This window comes from Cobetia sp. cqz5-12 (assembly GCF_016495405.1).
Lineage (GTDB): Bacteria > Pseudomonadota > Gammaproteobacteria > Pseudomonadales > Halomonadaceae > Cobetia.
Window position 1 is genome coordinate 1939709 of record NZ_CP044522.1, and the last position, 20343, is coordinate 1960051.

The 20343-nt window shown below is 63.6% G+C and carries 15 protein-coding genes; 1 reads left to right on the forward strand and 14 read right to left on the reverse strand.

The window, feature by feature from the left end; genetic code table 11:
* Nucleotides 1-19: 19 nt before the first annotated feature.
* The 5 genes from F8A90_RS08295 to F8A90_RS08315 form a co-directional block, all read right to left on the reverse strand.
* Nucleotides 20-1720, reverse strand: a complete 1701-nt coding sequence (locus F8A90_RS08295) for a gamma-glutamyltransferase family protein (RefSeq protein WP_200019726.1) — start codon at nt 1718-1720, stop codon at nt 20-22.
* 79 nt (nt 1721-1799) lie between these two features.
* Complete coding sequence (locus F8A90_RS08300; protein WP_200019727.1) at nt 1800-2639, reverse strand: sulfite exporter TauE/SafE family protein; 840 nt, start codon at nt 2637-2639, stop codon at nt 1800-1802.
* A 252-nt stretch (nt 2640-2891) separates the two neighbouring features.
* Nucleotides 2892-4220: a TRAP transporter large permease gene (locus F8A90_RS08305; protein WP_200019728.1), complete on the reverse strand. Its 1329-nt coding sequence runs from the start codon at nt 4218-4220 to the stop codon at nt 2892-2894.
* Nucleotides 4217-4747, reverse strand: coding sequence for a TRAP transporter small permease subunit (locus F8A90_RS08310; protein ID WP_200019729.1), 531 nt, complete (start codon nt 4745-4747; stop codon nt 4217-4219). Before F8A90_RS08310 ends, F8A90_RS08305 begins: the two co-directional genes overlap by 4 nt.
* A gap of 140 nt (nt 4748-4887) precedes the next feature.
* Nucleotides 4888-5979: a TRAP transporter substrate-binding protein gene (locus tag F8A90_RS08315; protein WP_200019730.1), complete on the reverse strand. Its 1092-nt coding sequence runs from the start codon at nt 5977-5979 to the stop codon at nt 4888-4890.
* 807 nt (nt 5980-6786) lie between these two features.
* Between F8A90_RS08315 and F8A90_RS08320 the strand changes: the two genes are divergently transcribed.
* Complete coding sequence (locus tag F8A90_RS08320) at nt 6787-7605, forward strand: hypothetical protein (protein WP_200019731.1); 819 nt, start codon at nt 6787-6789, stop codon at nt 7603-7605.
* Between the two features lie 80 nt (nt 7606-7685).
* On the opposite strand, the gene F8A90_RS08325 is transcribed toward F8A90_RS08320, so the two are convergent.
* The 9 genes from F8A90_RS08325 to F8A90_RS08365 form a co-directional block, all read right to left on the reverse strand.
* Complete coding sequence (locus tag F8A90_RS08325) at nt 7686-8138, reverse strand: Lrp/AsnC family transcriptional regulator (protein ID WP_084208752.1); 453 nt, start codon at nt 8136-8138, stop codon at nt 7686-7688.
* A 190-nt stretch (nt 8139-8328) separates the two neighbouring features.
* A complete protein-coding gene (gene ushA / locus F8A90_RS08330) occupies nt 8329-10044 on the reverse strand; it encodes a bifunctional UDP-sugar hydrolase/5'-nucleotidase UshA (RefSeq protein WP_325096950.1) in 1716 nt (571 codons plus the stop codon).
* 351 nt (nt 10045-10395) lie between these two features.
* The gene (locus F8A90_RS08335; RefSeq protein WP_200019732.1) at nt 10396-11826 is read right to left on the reverse strand and encodes a uracil-xanthine permease family protein; all 1431 of its coding nucleotides are present in this window, start codon (nt 11824-11826) and stop codon (nt 10396-10398) included.
* 266 nt (nt 11827-12092) lie between these two features.
* Nucleotides 12093-12401, reverse strand: coding sequence for a putative quinol monooxygenase (locus tag F8A90_RS08340; RefSeq protein ID WP_200019733.1), 309 nt, complete (start codon nt 12399-12401; stop codon nt 12093-12095).
* Between the two features lie 304 nt (nt 12402-12705).
* On the reverse strand, nt 12706-13365 hold the full coding sequence (gene nfsB / locus F8A90_RS08345) for an oxygen-insensitive NAD(P)H nitroreductase (protein WP_200019734.1): 660 nt from the start codon (nt 13363-13365) through the stop codon (nt 12706-12708).
* Between the two features lie 199 nt (nt 13366-13564).
* On the reverse strand, nt 13565-15151 hold the full coding sequence (gene guaD / locus F8A90_RS08350) for a guanine deaminase (RefSeq protein WP_233593608.1): 1587 nt from the start codon (nt 15149-15151) through the stop codon (nt 13565-13567).
* A complete protein-coding gene (xdhC, locus tag F8A90_RS08355; protein WP_200019735.1) occupies nt 15151-16194 on the reverse strand; it encodes a xanthine dehydrogenase accessory protein XdhC in 1044 nt (347 codons plus the stop codon). Before xdhC ends, guaD begins: the two co-directional genes overlap by 1 nt.
* Nucleotides 16195-16214: 20 nt before the next feature.
* Nucleotides 16215-18629: a xanthine dehydrogenase molybdopterin binding subunit gene (xdhB, locus tag F8A90_RS08360; protein WP_200019736.1), complete on the reverse strand. Its 2415-nt coding sequence runs from the start codon at nt 18627-18629 to the stop codon at nt 16215-16217.
* A complete protein-coding gene (locus tag F8A90_RS08365; protein ID WP_200019737.1) occupies nt 18607-20136 on the reverse strand; it encodes a xanthine dehydrogenase small subunit in 1530 nt (509 codons plus the stop codon). Before F8A90_RS08365 ends, xdhB begins: the two co-directional genes overlap by 23 nt.
* Nucleotides 20137-20343 lie beyond the last annotated feature (207 nt).

The window sequence follows — 20343 nt, forward strand, 5'->3', positions numbered from 1 at the left end:
TGACACTGGCCGGTTTTCATCAGGTCAGCGCCGCGCCACCATCGCTGCGTGGGTCGTGTGCGGCCTCGACCTGTCCATCCGGGTGGCGCATCACGGCGCCGGCGTGCCCGAGGGTATCGCTGAAGGCCTCATCGAGGACTTCCACCTCATGGCCCATGGCCGCGAGTGTCTGAGCCATCTCGCCCGCGAGGCGTGATTCGAGCTTGAGGCTGGTGCTGACATCCCCCCAGGTGCGGCCGAGCAACCAGCGTGGGGCGCTGATGGCGTCCTGGAGTGACATGCCGTGGCGGGCTATGCGCGTGAAGACAGCCGCCTGGGTCTGCGGCTGGCCTTCGCCGCCCATGGTGCCGAAGGCCATCACGCGGCCATCATCGAAGCAGGCCAGTGAGGGGTTGAGAGTGTGGAAGGGCTTGCGGCCCGGCGCCAGGCTGCGCAGTCTATCCGGCGCCAGATCGAATGCCAGCCCACGGTTCTGCCACATCACACCACTGCTGGGCAGTACCAGGCCACTGCCGAACTCCCAATAGACACTCTGGATGAAGCTGACGGTGGTGCCGTCACTGTCCGTGGTGCCCATCCAGATGGTGTCGCCCTCGGCGGGTTCGTAGGGCCAGCCAAGGGCGGCCTGCATGTCGACCCTGGCTGCCTGTTCTGCCAGAGCCTCCGCGGCAAGATGCCTCTGTTGAGTGGCGATACTGCCCGCCAGGCCACCTTCGAGGCATTCCGGCGAGGTGATCAAGCTGTCACGTACCAGGAAGGCGCGCTTGGTGGCTTCGATCAGCGCATGCAGGTGACGCGGTGTGTTGCCGTCCGCCTCACTGATGCCGTGCCTCGCGCTCAAGTCATCGTAGAGCCCCAGAATCATCAACGTGGCCAGACCCTGGGTCGGGGCGGGCAGGTTGTATACCTCACTATCGCGCAGGCGCACCTTGAGCGGCGTGACACGCTGGGCGCGATAGCCGTTGAGGTCTGCCAGGCGAAGCGGGCTGCCGGCGGCTTCCAGCTCCTGTGCCATGCGGGCCGCAAGCTCGCCACGATAGAAGTCTTCGAGTCCGGCATCTGCCAGACGCGAGAGCGTTGCGGCCAGCGTCGGCTGACGCAGCCGCGCGCCTTCTTCCAGCGCGATCGGCTCTCCCGACTCGCTCTGTCCCAGATAGCGCTCAGCGAAGCCGGGCTGTTGCGAGAGCACGGCCAGGTGTTTCTCGCTGAGTGCCTTCTGGCTGGCGCTGACGGCCACGCCATCATTGGCATGCCGGATGGCATGGCCCAACAGTGTCGAAAGCGGCAGGGGCGAGCGCTCATCCGCCGAGGTCTCGGCAGAGAAGGCCAGCGCTTCCTGCCAGCCGCCGATGGTGCCGGCCACCGTCAAGGCGGACAGCGGTCCCCGGGAGGGAATGCTGTCGCCATTCATCAGGGGAGCGCCTGTCTCATCATCAGCGACACCGTAGCCCTGGGCGGCATAGAACTCCCGGTTGGCGAGAGCGGCAGCCGGGCCACAGGCATCGATGGCGATGGGAGCGAGACCGGGGCGCTTGATCAGCCAGAAGCCATCCCCTCCGATACCGTTCATGTGCGGATAGACCACCGCGATGGTCGCGGCCATCGCGACCATCGCCTCGATGGCATTGCCGCCGTCACGCAGAGTGTCACGGCCGGCCTCTGCTGCCAGATGATGGGGGGCAGCGCAGGCCCCGCCGAATCCTCGTCGGGTATGCATCATGGCGTCTTGCTCCTGTGAATGTCGTTGTTGTTATTGCGCCGTTGTTATTGCGCCGTTGTCATTGCGCTGAGGGCGCAGATCAGCTGCCGGTGAACAGGTCGTAGAACATGCGCAACGCCGTGAACATCAGGAAGATGGCGAAGACCTTCTTGAGCTTGGCGGCATCCATCGCGTGGGCCAGCTTCGCACCGATCGGCGCACACAGCATGGTGGCCGGCACGATCGCGGCGAAACCGAGCAGATTGACGTAGCCGATGGAGCCCGGCAGCAGGTTGGGTTCACCGATGCCATTGAGCAGGAAGCTTGCGGTGCCCGGCAGGCTGATCACCAGACCCAGCGCCGCGCCCGTGCCGACGGCCAGGTGCATCGGGGTGCCCAGGGTGCTCAGGGTCGGCACGCTCAAGGTGCCGCCGCCGATGCCCATCAGGGTCGAGACGCCACCGATGAAGGTGCCCAGCGCGCCACTGCCCAGCGGGCCCGGCAGGCCACTGCCCAGCACGGTGGACTGACGGCGGAACATGTTGAGCGCCACGAGGAAGGCCACGGTGGCAAACAGCCCCATCAGGACCGCGCCGCTGAACAGGTTGGACAGCAGGCCGCCGATGATGACGCCGATGATGACACCCGGCAGCAGGCGCTTGAGAATCGCCGGGTCCAGATTGCCCTTGGCGTAGTGGGCCCTGGCCGACATGATCGAGGTGGGAATGATGGTCGCAAGCGAGGTACCGACCGCCTGGTGCATGCGCACCGCTTCATCGACACCCAGCAGGCTGAAGAGATGGAAGAGCACGGGCACGATGACGATGCCGCCGCCGACCCCCAGCAAGCCTGCCATCACGCCGGCAATCATGCCGGTGACGATGAGCGCGGCGATCAGGCCGATGATCCAGTGCAGTGGATAGGCTGAGAACAGTTCCATGGTGTTTCCTTGTAGTACCCGTATGGCGCGGGGTCATTCATTGCTGATGAAAATTGCCGACGAAAGCCATCGGCAGACGTTGCATGCCCCCTGAAGCACTGCCTGAGGCGCTGGCGGATGTGCTGTCTGAGGGGAGGCGAGCCGCAGGGCGGGCCACAAGACATTACGCGTTGCTGAATTACCTTTCCAATGGCCTTTGCGCTGAAGCGTCAGTCAAGTGTCTCGAGACGCGCCGGTACATGGCTGGCCGGCTTACCAGCCGATCGCCTCCGGCAGCCAGGTGGCGAGGTCCGGGAAGCAGAACAGCAGTACGACGGCCATGGCCTGCAGTCCCACGAAGGGCAGCACACCGAGATACAGATGGCGCGTGGTGACTTCCGGTGGAGCGACGCCCTTGAGGAAGAACAGTGCCCAGCCGAAGGGTGGCGTCAGGAAGGACATCTGCAGATTCATCGCCACCAGCACGCCCAGCCATACCATGTCGGTGCCATAGCCGATGAAGACCGGCAGGAACATTGGCAGCGCGATGTAGCTGATCTCGATCCACTCCAGGAAAAAGCCGAGCACGAAGAGTATCACCATCAGGAAAATCAGTGCGCCCAGTTCGCCGCCCGGCAGCAGGTTGAACAGATCATGCACCATGTTTTCGCCACCCAGGCCGCGGAAGGCCAGCGAGAAGGGCTGCGCGCACAGCAGGATGAAATAGACCATGGCGGTGATGGTCAGGGTCGAGTGCAGACAGGCCTTGAGCATGGTGAAGTCCAGCCGCCGCGCCAACAGCGCGATCAGCATGCTACCCAGTGCACCCATGGACGCCGCTTCGGTGGGGGCAGCCACGCCACCCAGAATCGAGCCGAGTACCGCGAACACCAGCAGCAGCGGTGGAATCACGCTGCGCGCCAGATCCCTAAGCAGTTCCTTCATGCCACCGGCGGCGGCGCGTTCTTCTGCGGGAATGGCCGGAACGAGTTCGGGCTTCCACCAGCCCAGCACCAACAGATAGACGATATAGATGACGGCGATGGCCAGCCCCGGGACGAAGGCGGCGGCAAACAGGGTGCCGACGGATTCGCCGAGGATTTCCGATAGCAGTATCAATACCAGGCTCGGCGGGATGATCTGCCCCAGGGTGCCGGAGGCGCAGATGGTGGCCGAAGCCACGCCCGGGTGATAGCCGCGCCGCAGCAGGGTCGGCAGCGTCAGCATGCCGACGGTGACCACTGTCGCGCCGACGATCCCGGTGGAGGCGCCCATCAGCACGCCGACCAGGATGATCGCGATGCCCATGCCGCCGTTCACGCCACCCATGGCACGCCCGATGGTCTCGAGCATGTCCTCGGCGACCCGGGATTTCTCGAGCATGACCCCCATGAACACGAACAGCGGTATCGCCAGCAAGGTGTAGTTAGTGACCACGCCATAGAGACGTGCCGGCATCAGGCTGAACAGCAGTGGGCCGAAGCCTGCCAGCCCTGCCACGAAACCGGCTACGGCCAGGGAAATCGCGACCGGAATCCCGATCAGCATCAGGATCAGGAAGCCGCCGATCATGCTCAGCGCGATCCACTCGTTCGGGCTCATGGCGTCACCTCGCGTTCCATCTCACCGCCAACGGGCTTGCCGGAAAGTACCAGTAGCGCGCGCAGGCAGTCTGCCACGCCCTGCAGTGCAAGCGCAGCGAAGCCGATGGGAATGAAGGCCTTGAGCAGGTAGCGATAGGGCAGACCGCCGGGGTCGGGAGAACCTTCCATCAATTGATACGACTGCTCGGTATAGCTCAGGCCCAGCCAGGCGATCGCCGTGCCGATGGCAATGGTCATCAGCGCACCGATCAGATCCACCAATGCGCGGCCCTTGAGGGAGAAACGGTCGTAGAAGACATCGACGCGAACGTCGGCGCGATGCTTGAGGGCGTAGGAGATGCCCAGCAGCGCGATGGGAGAAATCAGGTGCCACTCGAATTCCTGAAGTGGCACGGGGCTGATGCTGAAGAAGTAACGCAACAGCACGTTACCGGCGACCAGCAATACGAGCGCCAGCAGCGAGTAACGGGCGATGATGCCCAATCGCTCGATGATGCCCTCGAGAAAATGGATGACGTACAGCATGGCATGACCTCATGAACGCCACGACGGGACAGGTCGTGGCGTTGGACAGGGAAGCAGGGATGACACCAGTGATGACCCGCTCAGGCACTGGGGCGTGAGCCGCAGGAGCCGCGACGGGGAGGGAGGTTCGATGTCAGCCGTCAGAGTGCCAGGAAGGTCTTCTCGCTGACGGCAGCCCATTCCTTGTGTTGATCACGGAAGGCCATGAACGACTCGTGCACACGTGCGGTGTCCGGATCGGCGGCCGCCATGTCGGTCAGCGTCTTCTCGGTGACTTCCTTGAGACGTGCCACCACGGAATCGGGCAATGGTTGAGCGGTGACGCCCTCGTTTTCCACCAGATCATTGAGTGCTTCGGCATTCACCGACTCACACCAGGCCTGGCTCTCGACATTGCACGCCTGAGCAGCGGCCTTGACGATGGCCTGCAGGTCTTCCGGCAGGCCCTCCCAGGCGGCCTTGTTGATCATCAGTTCGGTGACGTTGGTCGGCTCATGCCAGCCGGTGGTGTAGTAGTACTTGGCAGCTTTCTGCAGCCCCAGACGACGATCCTGATAGGGGCCGACGAATTCGGCGGCATCGATGACACCGCGTTCCAGCGCCGGGAATATCTCCCCGCCCGGCAACAGGCGCACGGCGACGCCCAGCTCGGCATAGACCTTGCCGGCAAGCCCCGGGATACGCATCTTCAGGCCTTTCAAGTCCTCCACCGTGTTGATCGGCTTGCGGAACCAGCCGGTCATCTGCACGCCGGTATTGCCCATCGGGAAGGCGATCAGACCCTTGGGGGCGTACAGCTCATGCCACAGCTCCAGGCCGCCACCGTGATACAGCCAGGCATTCATGCCCTGGGTGTTCATACCGAACGGCACGGTAGTGAAGTACTGGGCGGCGGGAATCTTGCCGGCCCAGAAATAGGCATTGCCGGCATTCATCTCCACCACGCCACTGGCGACGGCATTGAAGCCTTCCAGTGCCGGAATCAGCTCACCGGCCGCAAAGTGCTGGATCTTCATGCGCCCGCCCGACATGGCTTCCACCTTGCGGCAGAAGTCGGTCGGGCTGCCCGGGCCCTCGACATAGAAGGGCGAGCCAGGACCGTAGGCATTGGTCATCTTCCATTGATAGGTCTTGCTGGATTCCGCGCGCACGATGGCGGGCGCACCCATCACGAGTCCAGCGGTTGAGGTTGCCAGTGCGGCACCCAGGAACTTGCGACGATCGAATGTCATGGGAGGTTCTCCTGCGGACGGATGACCAGTAGTGCCCCTGCGGCGGTGGATGTGCGGATGCGGCAAGGGGAGCCTGTACGGCGTGCTGACATCGAGGTCAGCGATCTTGTTGTGTCGGTGTTTCTGCATGCTCTTGAGTAGCGATGTCTTTCATTTGTCAGTTTTGAGGCTGTCATTTGTCATCGCGCTACGTGGATGACATTGCAAGCGGTGTGCCATTTCGCCGAATGAGGTAATTTCTCAATTATTTCAATTAGATGTGTTCAGAGGGAGGTCGCTGTTTTCTGTCGAGAATGCGCGCATGCGCTTCTGGAGTTGCACATGTAAGACCGTGGAGTCGCTGATGTGCGGAGTTCAGTGCCTGACAAATGTCACAAGATGACGCCAATCGCGGCATTTGTTCATCGATAGCGTCATGGAGGGTGACATCTGGCTCACGAATGTGGGGTGGTGATGATCGATTGTCATTCTTGCGGCCTGATGGTGCGTGCGATCGATCATGGTGCATCTGGATGGGGCGCTCCGCGTCGGTACGTCAGAGTCGGTCAGCCAGAGCCGGTCAATCAGAGACAGTCATTCAATGTTGATTCGCCCACCGCAAGTCTTCAGACGAGGAGTCACGGACGACAGTCTGGCTGGCTGGTGGCATCATGCGGCTTTGTTCTGAAGGAGCGTTAGATGTCACCTCATGAGCCTGAAGAGCCCGCCGCCCGTTCGGAGTCTTCGCCTGCCGCCGCATCCACTTCCGTAGCGAAGACTGCCGGACCTCGCCTGCCTGTCACGCCCGGGGCACCAGGAGAGGCACAGGTGCCACGCATCCTTCTGATCGCCATCCTGGTAGTGATGGCGCTGCTTGCCTGGTGGGAAGTGCCCCAGCAGTGGGCGCTGGATTTTCTCGACGCTACCCTTGGGCAGGCCTTCAGTGCCTTCGCCATCGCCAAGGGCCTCAACGCGACCATCTCGGTGCTGCAGTCCTCGACCATCGACCTGCAGGTGTTTCAGGTCTCGCCCGGGGAAGCACTGGACCCCGCCAATGACATGATCGAGCGTTTCTCGTGGGTGATGTTCGCGGCGACCGGCTCGCTGGCGCTGCAGAAATTGCTGCTGGGTATCTCCGGCTCGCTGATCATCAAGGCATTTGCCAGTGGGGCCTGCCTGCTGGCGGCGCTGGGGCTACTTACCGGCAGTCGCCAATCGGGCGAGGGGATGCATCCCCGCCAGCGCTGGTGGCAGGTGGCTATCCTGCGCGTGGCCCTGTGGGGAATTGCGCTGCGTTTTGCGGTGCTGAGTGTCGCGCTGGCCAGCGGTGCGGCAGGCCAGGCCTTTCTCGATGACAGTCGCGATACCCAGATGGCACAGCTGAGCGTGACGCAGCAGCAGCTGGCGGAAGTCGCGGACAAGCAGGTAGGCGGCGATCACGAGGAGCGCAGCTGGTGGCAGCAGTTCAAGGGCAGCATGGAAGGCTGGGTCGGCGGGCCGATCACCAGTGTCACCGAGGGCTTTGATGCCATGACCGACAAGGTGATCGACCTCACCATGCTGTTCATCACCCAGACGGTACTGTTCCCGCTGGGCTTTCTGTGGGTTGCACTACGGCTGCTGCGCGGGCTGGGAAGGTTGCAGTGACGCTTGCAGGGATAGTTGAGGTGTCGAGTGAGTTGACACTTCCGGCGTCGGCTGGGGCTGCGGCGTCAGAGGCAGAGATGTCATAGCCGCGCACCGCCACGCCGGTGCTTCACGCGAGTCATCAGCGACTTGCAGTCGACGGAGAGGATCTCGTCACGATTGAAGATATGCTCGCGTACGAAGCTGTCGAAGGCTTCGTAGCTGTCGGTGAGGGTGTGGATGTGCAGGCTTTTCAGGTCGCTCATGATGTAGAGGCTGACCACCTCGACACAGGCGGAAAGCTCCTCGGCGATACGCTCGATGGCGCTGGGCGCGACGGTCAGGTCCACGAAGGTGGAGATACCCTTGCCGAGCTTGTCCGGGTTGATGACGGCGGTGAACTGCTCGATCACGCCGCTCTCGACCAATGCCTGGACTCGCGTACGGGCGTGGGCACGCGAGATGCCCAGCTTGCGGGCGATATCGGCATAGGACATGCGACCGTCCTTGATCAACAGGTTGAGCAGTTCGCTGTCGGTGCGGTTGAGGTTCATGGGCCAGGGTCTCTACGGTCTTTGTTGTGGTGAAGCGCATGGCTTATCAAACCTGTGCGATCCGCACTTGTATAGTCCGACTTCAGCCTCTGGTGAGGATATCGCGGCTCTGGAAACGACAACGGGACGCCTTGGCGTCCCGTTGTCATCTATCTCTTGCGATTACGTCGTATCGCGAACGCCTTGAGCGTCACTGATAGACGATCTCGCCCTTCGGAGCGTACGCCGAGACATCGATCGGGCTCTGCTGGGCCAGATAGGCCTTGAGCACATCGGCATCGACGAAGCCGGTATCCAGGTAGCCCGGCAGGTCGGTGATCTTCGGATAGCCATCGCCACCGGCGGCATTGAAGCTCGGGACGGTAAAGCGATATTGCGCGCTTCTGTCCAGTGGCTGGCCCTGGATCATCACGTCGGACACGCTGCCCGCGGCCCGGTCGACCTGCATGCTGATACCGGCGAACTGGGCATAGGCGCCGGAATCCACCGGCTGGGTCGCCACGGCATTGAGGTAGTCGAGCACCTCGCTGCCCGTCATGGTCACCACGCCCACGGTATTGCCGAAGGGCAGAACGGTCAGCACATCCTTGTAGGTGATCTCGCCTTCAGGCAATGAGGCGCGTACGCCGCCAGAGTTCATCACGCCGAAGTCCGCCTTGCCGGCCTGCATGGCAGCGGTCGCGATCAGGCGGCCCAGGTTGGTCTGGGCAAAGCGCACCACATCACGATCACCCTCCAGCTTGCCGTTGCTCTGCGCGAGGCTGACGTTGAGCTGCGCCTGACCCTTCTCCTGATAGGGGCGCAGGAATTCCAGCAGCTCGCTGTCCTCGGCGATTTCTTCCTTGACCAGCACCTTGTGACGCTCGCCGTTCACTTCGACGCTCTTCTTGAGGTTCACCGGAATCAGCTGATAGTTGAGCATGGTCAGCTCGCCATTGCGGAACGCGTAATCGGCGCGTCCCACGTACTTGCCCCATTCATGCGCCTGCACGATGTAGGTGCCGTTCTGGCGGTCCGGCTGGCAATCATCGCCGGGCGCAAAATCCGCCATCCGGTTGACGCCTTCCATGCAGACCGGCTCCTGGGAGTGACCACCGACGATCATGTCCAGCGCACCGGTGGGCAGGTAGCGCGCAAGCGAAACGTCGCCCGGCGCATTGATGCCATGCTCGGCGTTCTGATAGTGCCCCATGTGGGTGACGGCGAAGATCAGGTCCGGCTGCTCGTGCGCATTGAGTTCCTCGATGGCCTTGCGCGCCTCTTCCTTGGGATCGCGGAAGTCGAGATTGCTGAAGTATTCCGGGTTGCCGATACGCACGGTGTCTTCGGTGGTCAGGCCGATCACCGCGATACGGACACCCTGTTCATCGAAGATCTTCCAGGGCGCGAACAGACGCTTGCCGGTGGTCTTGTCGTAGATGTTGGCCGCCAGCATCGGGAAATCGGCCCAGTCACGCTGCTTGAGCAGGACGTCCAGCGGGTTGTCGAATTCATGGTTGCCCACCGCCATGGCGTCGTAGCCGATGCGGTTCATGCCCTTGAAGTCGGGCTCGGCCTGCTGGAGGTCTGACTCGGGCACGCCGGTATTGATGTCTCCCCCAGACAGCAGCAGCACGCTGCCGCCCTCGGATTCCACCTCGGCACGGATGCGGTCGACCAGTGTCTTGCGCGCCGACATGCCGTATTCGCCATCGCTGCTGCGCCAGAAACGGCCGTGATGGTCATTGGTATGAAGTACCGTCAGGTGGTAAGTGGTGTCGGCCTGCCATTCGTGGCTTTGGTGGGTGGCACAGGCGCTGAGCGTGCTCAGCAGTGCCGCTCCCAGCAGGGCCTTCAGCGCCATGTGCGAGCGGGAGGATGCGCGCAAGCCCGGCGCGCGGGATGAGGTAAGTCGAGTGTTCAGCATGAGCGATACGTCCCTTGTGTCTGGCTCCGAGGCGCAATGGTGCCTTCCAGCCTCAAAGTGCTGATTGTCAGAGTGCCGATTGCATGACTGTTGATGTGAAAGCGCTCAGGTGTCGTGGGTGAAGGGTAACCGATGGCAAGGCACACCGCTGTACGAGTCTGTCTTGCCATTGTGGAAATTGGATGATCTGCTCAGGAAGTGCGAGCTGTACGCCGTTTGCGTGCGTCAATGAATGGCGTGAAGAAGTGCACCTGACCTGAAGAAGCGCGGCTGGCCTCAAGAGGCGACCGACATGAAAAAACCGGCCAATGGTGCGCCGGTTCTTTCATGTCTCGTTGCTGCGCCTGCGAGTCAGGCGTGTTCCTGATCTGCGCTGATGCTGTCGGTGGACTCACGCTCACTCGCTCTGGGATTGAACACCTCGGCGTCTTCCATCTTCGGCAGCAGCAGCTCGGCGATGATGGCGGTCAGGCCGCCCATGGTGATCGGCGAGCGCAGCGCATCGGCGAAGGCGCCCGGAATGGCATTCAGCACATCCGGCACCATGCCGACGCCAAGCCCCAGCCCCAGGGCCAGCGCGATGATCATCATCTCGCGACGCCCGATGGGCTGCGCCATCAGGATGCGGATGCCAGACACCGCGATCAGCGCAAACATCAGCGTGGTGGTAGCACCGAGCACCGGACGCGGCATCTGGGTCAGCAGGGTGGCGATGAAGGGCGACAGGCCCAGCAGCAGCAGGAAGCCGGCCACGTAGCGGCCCACATGGCGGCTGGCGATGCCGGTCAGCTGGATCACGCCGGTGTTCTGGCTGAAGGTGGTGTTGGGGAAGGTGCCGGCCAGCGCGCCGAGCGCGGAATTCAGGCCATCGCCCAGTACGCCGCCGCGCAGACGCTTCTGGTGCAGCTCATCATCCACGGCGAGCCCCGAGGCGCGTGCGCTGCCGGTGAGGTCACCGACCGTCTCGATGGCAGTGATCATGAAGATGAAGGCCACCGGCAGGAAGGCGGCCAGCGAGAAGTCGAAGCCGGTATTCAGGGTCGCCGGATACGGCAGAGCCAGCAGGGCGGCATCGGCCAGCTGCGGTGCATCATAGAGGCCACCGATGGCGGCGATGATGCAGCCGACGGCCATGCCGATGAAGATGGAGGCGATTCTCAGCCACGGATGACGCGAGACCTGACAGGCCAGCACCGTGATCAGCACACAGCCAGCCAGTGCCAGATTGGCCGGCGCACCGAAGTCTTCGGCGCCGAAGCCGCCGCCGATGTCCGTCATGCCCACCTGGATCAGGCTCAGGCCGATCAGCATCACCACCACGCCGGTGACCACGGGCGTGATGACCCGCTTGAGCCACGGCAGCACCGTACCCAGCGCCATCTCGATCAGGCTACCGGCCAGGCAGGTGCCGAACAGCACCGCCAGCACCTGCTCGTCACTGGCATTCTGCGAGCGTGCGATCAACCCCGCAGTGATCAGCGCGGACACGAAGCTGAAACTGGTGCCCTGGATGCTCAACAGCCCCGAGCCGAATGGTCCCAGGCGCTGGGACTGGATCCAGGTGGCGACACCGGAGACCACCAGCGCCATCGACAGCAGGCTGGCGGTATAGGCATCGAGGCCCAGCGCACTGGTGATGATCAATGTCGGTGCAATGATACCGGCCAGACTGGCCAGCAGATGCTGGGCGCCGGCGAGGGCCGAGATGGGGACCGAAGGGCAGCTTTCGAGGCCGAGCAGTGGTTCGTCGATCCCCTTGGAATCGGAAGAGGATTGGCTCATGTGACGCTCCTTGTTCTGCTCGCGATGCAATGGCGGAAATGGTGTCGGGCACTGGAGGATTCAGCGCGGGCAGCCAATTATAAGCAAGATGTAAACCAAGTTCAGTGCTCGCGTCGATTTTTCCATCACTTGTTGCAGGCCTCGCGGCCGAGATGCAGGCCAAGCCCGTGCGCCACAAACGCAAGATCCCCGCCGGGCGTGATGCCCGGCGGGGATCTGTCTGCGCTCTCGCGGCGTCTTGTCTGAGCGAAAGTACGCTCAGCGGCTCAGGGCGTCAGCAAACGCTGGATGTTGAGGTCGATCTCGCCTTCGCCGAAGGTGCTCAAGAAGCCCTGGAAGTGCTCGGTGGCCACGTGGGCTTCGATGGCGTCTTCATCCCACCATTCTTCCAGTACCACGAAGTCGCCTTCCGGTACCGGTTCACCTTCCGCGACGTTCTTGTCGATCGCGAAGAATTCGTACTGCAGGCAGCCCTTGTCGGACTGGCTCTTCTCGACCAGTTCGGCGAGAGCATCACGTGCCTTGTCCTGCTGGTCGGCGGGGAAGGTCAGTGTCGCGATAAGCTTGATGGACATGGCATGAATCCTGTCGTGGGCGTAAGAAGTGGACGTAACAGATGGGCGAAACGAATCAGGCACGCAAGCCGGCCATCGCCGCCGAGAATGTACTGCGCTGGCCTGCCTCGAGAAGGTGGCATGTCCGTCATCGGGATGCAATGCGGCGGGCACGGGTGGCATCTTGCCCCCGTGCCCGCCGTCTACCCGCAAGGCGGACTCGTCGATGCCTTGCGGACAGCTGCTCTGAACGGATCGTCAGAATCCGCTCTTGAGCGCCAGCTGCTGAGAGCCCGGCTTGAGGGCCCGGCCTTGAGAGCGAGCCTTACAGGCGAGTGAAGATCTCGTCTGCCGGCAGGCGGGACTTGGGCAGCTCGGCATTGAAGTCGTCAGCGGCGCGGTAACCCAGGCTCACGGCGACCAGGGCGTTGAAGCCTTTTTCGCGCAGGCCGAATTCCGCATCCAGCGCCACCGGGTCGATGCCTTCCAGCGGCACCGCATCGATGTTCAGGCTGGAGGCTGCATACAGCAGGCTGCCGTAATTGAGGTAAACCTGCTTGTCCATCCAGTGCTGCAGGTCCTTGAGGTCATGACGGTGCAGGTCGATGAACAGACGACGCGCGCCGTCCATCATCGCGCTGAACTCGTCATCCTTCTTGAAGCGGCCATCAGCGGCTTCGGTGTCCAGCAGGTGGTTCAGGTAGTCGTCGTCCAGGGTGGAGCGAGTGCAGAACAGCACGACGTGAGACGCATTGGTGATCTTCGGCGAGTTGAAGGCGTACTTGTCATCGGTACCGGCGCGCGCGAAGCGCTGCTTGGCATCGTCAGATTCCAGTACCAGGAAGTGCCACGGCTGGGAATTGACGCTGGAAGCGCTCAGGCGCATAACGTTTTCCAGTTCCTGCCAGTCGGCGGCGCTGATCTTGCGTGCCGGATCGAAGGCCTTGGTGGAATAACGACGTTGCATGATGGCGGTGGGAGTCATGATGACGGTCCTCGTAGTGGCAGGCCAGTCGCTGAGCGCCTATGACCTTGTAAGAAGCCTTGTGGGAGAAGATGTCGCCATCATAGCGAGTGGATTCAGCGTTGAGTATCCGTGTTGCGCGCATCTTTAAGATGAAAAAATGGCACCAATCCTGAGAATTGGCGCCATATGTCAATTACTTGTCATCGCTGTGATGCTGTCATGGCATTAATGCTGCGGCACGCTCTCTGGATGGCGTATCAGAAGAAGCACTCAGCATCAGGCCGTGCAGCTTGCGGCACTGGCCCGCCACATGGACTTCGCGTATCACGCGGTCGTCGCCCAGCATCATCAATGCGAACAGCACCTCCTGCAGTGATACCTGGCTGGACTGACCCCAGCGAGTGCGCCGTGCCAGCAAGGGCGTGGCGGCGGGGTCGAGCACGATGACATCGGCTTCCATGCCCGGACGCAGGTTGCCGATCTTGTCTTGCAGGCGCATGGCGCGCGCATTGCCCAGCGTCAGTTGATAGAAGCCCTGCCAGGGTGTCAGCGGTTGATTGGCGCGTGACTCAAGCCCTGCCACATCATGGGCGACCGCGCCGTGAAGCTGGCCGACCTGATAGGCGGCCTTGAGGCTCTCCAGTTGACACAGGCTGGAGCCACCGCCGACATCGGTGGCGATGCTGATGTTCATGCCCATGGCACGGGCACTGGCGCGATCGAAGAGTCCGCTGCCGAGAAACAGATTGGAGGTCGGGCAGAAGGCGATGCTGGCGCCCTGATCCGCGATGCGTTGGCGCATGCCATCGTCCAGGTGGATGCCATGGGCGAAGGTGGTGCGCTCATGACTCAGGCCGACATCCTCATAGACCGCCAGATAGTCGCGAGCGTCGGGGAACAGCTCGGCGACCCACTTCACTTCATCGAGGTTCTCGGCCAGATGGGTCTGCAGGTGCAGGTCTGGCTGGCTCTTGAGCAGTTGCCCGGCAGCCTCGAGTTGCTCGGGCGTGGAGGTCGGCGCGAAGCGTGGCGTCAGCACATAGCCGAGGCGGTCACGTCCGTGCCAGTCCGCGATCAGCCGTTCATCGTCCTTGAGTGCGGCGACCCCGGAGTCCAGCAGCTCGGGCGGGGCGTTGCGGTCCATCATCACGCGCCCGGCGTGTACGCGCATATCGCGCGCCTGGGCAGCCCGGAACAGGGCATCGGCACTGCTGGCATGTGAGGTGGCGAACACCTGGGCGCTGGTCGAGCCATGACACAGCAGCGCATCGAGGAAAGCATCGGCGACCTCGGCGGCATGTGCGGGATCGGCGAAGCGCTGCTCGGCGGGGAAGGTGTAGGTGTTCAGCCAGTCGATCAGGCAGTGGCCGTAGCTTGCGATGATATCCAGCTGCGGGAAGTGCACATGGGTATCGATGAAGCCCGGCATCATCAGGCCTTCAACCTTGCGCGGCGGACACAGACGCATCAGCTCGCCCACAGCCTCATGCCGGGCAAGCGAGTGATGATCTCCCACGGCGACCACATGGCCTGCATGCATCACCAGCAGCGCATCGGGGTAGTGTTCCACGGCGTGTGCCAGGGCCGCCGCCATGTCAGAGGCTCGTGTGTCTCTCTTATCGTTGCCATCGCTCGAGGCCGTCTCACTCAGCATGGCGTCTTCAGGGTCGGCGACGAAATGCAGCAGTGCTCCACGCAGCAGGCTGACGCAGGAAGCGTCCCCGGCGGCCGCGCGCAGGGCAGCCGTCAGGCGCTGCTCATCCAGGTGGCAGGCCGCAGTGTGCGACGTGTCTTGGTCAGTCATCATTCGGCCTTCTGTGTCGTTTCTGTCTGGTGCATCGCGTCAGGGGCAAAATGGGCGCGCAGCTGGCGGGCTCCCTTGCGTGTCAGTCCATGGCTGTCCAGTGATGCGCCTCGGGCTGACGTGCCCCGGGCTGACGTGCCTTGAGGAGACGCGCCATGACCGGTGGCCTTGTCGGGTGAGTTCACGGCCGCTCCGTCACTGCGCCGTGCTTCGATCTGCAGCGCCTCGATCTGCAGCAGCTCGGCGACGACGCCAATCGCGATTTCCTCAGGGCGTTTGCCGGGAATGCCGGGCACGCCGATCGGGCAGCGAACGCGGGCAATCTCGTGCTCCGCGAGATCGCCGCTCAGGCGCTGGCGAAAGCGCGCCCACTTGCTGCTGGAACCGATCAGCCCCAGCGAGGCCAGGTCATCTCGCGCTGCGAGTACGGCGATCAGTGCCTGGTCCTCGACATGGTCATGGGTCAATACCAGCACATGGCTGCCCGCCATCACGGGCAGTGACTCACTGGCGGGCGCGGCTTTCGCACGCGGCAGGTCAGTCAGGATATTGAACGCCTGACGTTCTACACGTCCCTCGCAACCCGCGGGAGTCGTGGCGGCCGTGAGCTGCTCGGCGCGTGAGTCCCGCCAGTCGATCTGCCAGCCCAGCGGGGCCAGCAGCGTGACGATCGCCTGCCCGACATGACCGGCACCGAACAGGGCCAACCGCGGCGCAAGCGCCGGGTACAGCTCGATCAGCACCTGCACATGTCCTCCGCAGCATTGCTGGGCATGCTGGCCGAGCGCGATTTCCTCGAGCAGGCAACCTGACTGTCCTTGAGCCAGCCCCTCGCGGGCGCGCTCGACCACCAGTTGTTCCAGCCGGCCGCCGCCGAGGCTGTCGTGCAGCGTATCGGGAGTGATCAGCATCTTGCTGCCGGCACCACGCGGGGCAGAGCCCGCCACCGTCACCACGGTGGCCAGTGCATGCGCCGTCAGCGCTGCCTGGGCCTCGGCGAGCGCCTGATACCAGCGGCTGGTCGCGGCACTCTTTGCATTCATGACGGCACTCTTGTCAACAGTCATGACGGCACCTGCGTTGGCTCTGCGCCAGCAGTGGCGTGCTGCTCCTGCCAGTCACGCTGTTCGCGCGCCGCCAGCATCACCCGCTCCGGCGTGGCCGGGGTATCCAGGCGCACCGCACGGCGGTAGTCGGTCAGCGAGGCCAGCGCATCGCGCAGCGCCGCCCACACGCTGATGGCGAGCATGAAGGGCGGCTCACCGACTGCCTTGGAGCGATAGATGCTGGCGGCTGAATTGGGGTGCCCCTCCAGCAAGCGCACCTTGAGCGCGCCGGCCGGCACGTCACTGATCGCCGGAATCTTGTAGGTCGCCGGGCCATCGGTGAGCAGGCGGCCATCCTCGTGCCACTTGAGCTCCTCCGTCGTCAGCCAGCCCATGCCCTGCACGAAGCCGCCCTCGATCTGGCCGATGTCGATGGCCGGATTGAGCGAATCACCGACATCATGCAGGATCTCGGCGCTTTCCAGGCGGTATTCGCCACTCAGCGTATCGACGACCACTTCGCACAGTGCCGCCCCGAAGGCGTAATAGTAGAAGGGGTGTCCGGTGCCGCTGGCGCGATCGTAATGGATATCCGGGGTGGCATAGAAGCCCTTCTCGGACAGTGAGATGCGTTCCAGATATGCCGCCTGGATCAGCTCGCCCCAGGTCATCAGCACACCACTCGGGCCATGCAGCTCGCCATCCGTGAGGCTCAGACTGACGCGTGGCTGGGCGAGATGCTCGGCGGCGAAGTCGAGCAGGCGCATCTTGAGGCGCAGGCAGGCATCACGCGTCGCCATGCCGTTGAGATCCGCCCCGGAGCTTGCCGCCGTCGGCGAGGTGTTGGGCACCTTGTCGGTGCGGGTGGCGGTGATACGTACCTTGTCCACGGCCAGCCCCAATTCGCGCGCCGCGACCTGGGTGATCTTGGTGTGCAGGCCCTGGCCCATCTCGGTGCCGCCGTGATTCACCTGCACACTGCCATCGGTGTAGACATGCACCAGGGCGCCTGCCTGATTGAGGTGCTTGGCGGTGAAGGAGATGCCGAACTTGACCGGAGTCAGCGCCAGCCCCTTCCTTACCACCGGGTTGGCGGCATTGAAGGCGCGTATCTCGGCGCGGCGCGCCCAGTAGCGGCCGCTTTCCTCGAGCTGATCGATCAGGGTCGCCAGCAGCGGGTGCTGATTGACGTGTTGCCCATAGTGCGTCGTCTCACGGCCTTCGCAGTAGAGGTTACGCTTGCGGATCTCCAGCGGGTCACGTCCCAGACGTCGGGCGATATCCTCCATCGCGGACTCGACCGCCAACATGCCCTGAGGACCGCCAAAACCGCGGAAGGCGGTATTGGACGCCACATTGGTGCGTGCGCGAATGCCGCGCACGTGGGCATTGCCCAGATAGTAGGCGTTGTCGGCATGGAACATGGCGCGATCGACGATGGCATCCGAAAGATCCGGCGAGTGACCGCAGTCGCCGGTCAGCTCGATGATGGCGGACTCGATGCGCCCGCTGTCATCGACGCCGAATTCATAGCGATGGTGGAAAGGGTGGCGCTTGCCGGTCAGACGCATGTCATCGCCACGTGCCAGACGCAGGCGTGCCGCGCGGCCGGTGCGCCGAGCGACCATCGCGGCCAGACAGGCCACCGGCGCGGCCTGGGTTTCCTTGCCGCCGAAGCCGCCCCCCATGCGACGGGTCTCCACCGTGATGGCGTGGAAGGGCACGCCGAGCACCTCGGCAATCAGCTTCTGGACTTCACTGGGGTGCTGGGAGGAGCTGTGCACCAGCATCTCGTCGTCCTCACCCGGCAAGGCCAGTGCGGCCTGGCTCTCCAGATAGAAGTGTTCCTGGCCGCCGCTTTCCAGTTCACCGCTCAATTGCCAGGCGGATTTGGCGAGCTTGGTGCTGATGCTGTCGAGATCGCCGGCGCGGCCATTGGCAAGCCGCGCCTGGGTGTGGGTCGGGCGCACCAGATCACCGCGGCTGGCCGCCTCGCGCGGGTCCAGGCACACCGGCAGGGGCGTGGTGGCGACCTTGGCCAGTCGCGCCGCCTGACGTGCCGCGCGCTCGCTGTCGGCGGCGACCACGAACAGCGCTTGACCATGATGGCTGATGATGTCACTGACCAGCAGCGGGTCGCCGGGGAAGACCGGCCCCACATCGCTGTGACCGGGGATGTCGGCGGCGCTGAGCACGCAGACCACGCCGGGGGCACGGCGCACCGCCTCGAGATCCAGCGCATCCAGGGTGGCGTGGGCGACCTCGCTCATGCCGATCGCCAGATGCAACGTGCCGGTGGGCAGTGGCAGGTCATCCACGTAACGCGCCGAGCCGCTGACATGACGCTGGGCGCTTTCATGCTGACGCGACTGGAGAACGGGGGTGGCCGGCGCGGCGCTGGCGTCGGACTCAAGACTGTGCAAGGTACGCATCGAGGCTCTCCAGTGGCGTGTGGGAGGTCGTGGGCTGGCGCTCATTCAGGATGCGTTGGGCCACGCGGGGAATCAGATGGCTGGCGGCCAGCAGGCGATACTCGCGTGAGCCGCGCACGTCACTGAGCGGTGAGAAATCGGCCTGCACCGCCTGTTCGATCTGCTGGCGAGTCTGCGCCGTCAGCCTGGCGGGAGTGAGAGATTCCAGCGCTTGCAGCGTCAGCAGTGCTTCCAGGTGCGGGGCGCGGGCCGGAACCCCGGCCATGCCGCCGAAGGCCACCCGCCAGTGCTGCGCCCGCCCGCTGGCATCCCGCCGCCAGGCGAAGACGCCGAGCAGGGTGGAGATGTCATCGTCACGCCGCTTGGACAGCTTGTGCACCGCCAGCCGCTGATTGTGAACCGGCCGTGGCAGGAAGACGGAGTGGATGATCTCGTCCGGCATCAGCTGAGTACGCTTGTAGTCGAGGAAGTAGTCCTCGAGCTTCAGGATGCGCTCATTGTCCTGGCTCATCAGCTGGATATAGGCGTCCAGTGCGATCAGCAGTGGCGGCATGTCACCGATGGGCGAGGCATTGCCGATATTGCCGCCCAGGGTGCCACGGTGGCGGATCTGTTCACTGCCCAGTCGCGTGAGCAACTCCGCGCCATCCGGGTAATGTTCCCGCAGTAGTGGCATCAGTTGGTGATAGCTGACCGCGGCTCCGATCCACCAGCCCGCCTGACCGGCGTGCTCGCCTTCCTCTATCTTGCCAAGCGCCGCGACCCGGGTGGTGTCGATCAAGGCCGGGAAGTCGCGCAGGCGCTGGGTGTATTCCAGCATCAGATCCGTGCCGCCGGCGATCAACGCGGCATCCGGGCGCTCGGCGCGCAGTGCCAGCAGGGCCTGCAAGGTGACAGGACGATAGAAGCGGCCGGTGTCTGGCTCGTCATCAGGAGCAGTGTCGTGCGCTTCCACCGTGCTGACGCCAGCGTCCTGCAGGCTGGCTGGCCCGAATTCGCCTTGCAGCAGGCGGTGAGCGGCCTCGCGGATCGGGCGATAGCCGGTGCAACGACACAGGTTGCCGCCCAGTGCATGGTCGATCATGGTGTCGCGTTGTCTGGCATCGATCACTTCGCCCTGATCGATCTGGCGCTGATGACGGGCATGCAGCACCGCAAGGCTCATGGAGATGCCCGGGGTGCAGAAACCGCACTGGCTGGCATGGGTGCTGACCAATGCCTGCTGCACTGCCGAGAGCGATGACGCTTGGCTGGCATCCGCCAGCCCCTCGACGGTGATCAAGTCGCAGCCGGCCAGCTGGTGGGCGGGCATCAGGCAGGCATTGGCGGTGCTCACATTGTGGCCCGGCCCCTGCAAGGCAATGGTGCAGGCGCCGCAGTCGCCGGAGGCACAGCCTTCCTTGGTGCCGTCTTGCCCAAGTGAGGTGCGCAGCACTTCGAGTACGCTCGTTCCCGGTGCAGGTGAGGGCAGTCGGCACGCGCGCCCGTTCAAGGTGAAGTCGATCATGCGGGCATCCTGTCAGGTCGTATTGTCATTGTGGTGCCTTGTTGCGTACAGCGTGTTTCCAACACTCAAGTCCTTGTGCTGCCCTGTCAGCGGGCTTGTTCTGTCTTGCCAGCGGGCCTGTTGTATCCAGGCGGCGAGCGTTGGTCTGCAGGCTGTTGTCTCTATCAATGTAACAGGTCGTATTGTGATTCCTGCAAGAATCTGACC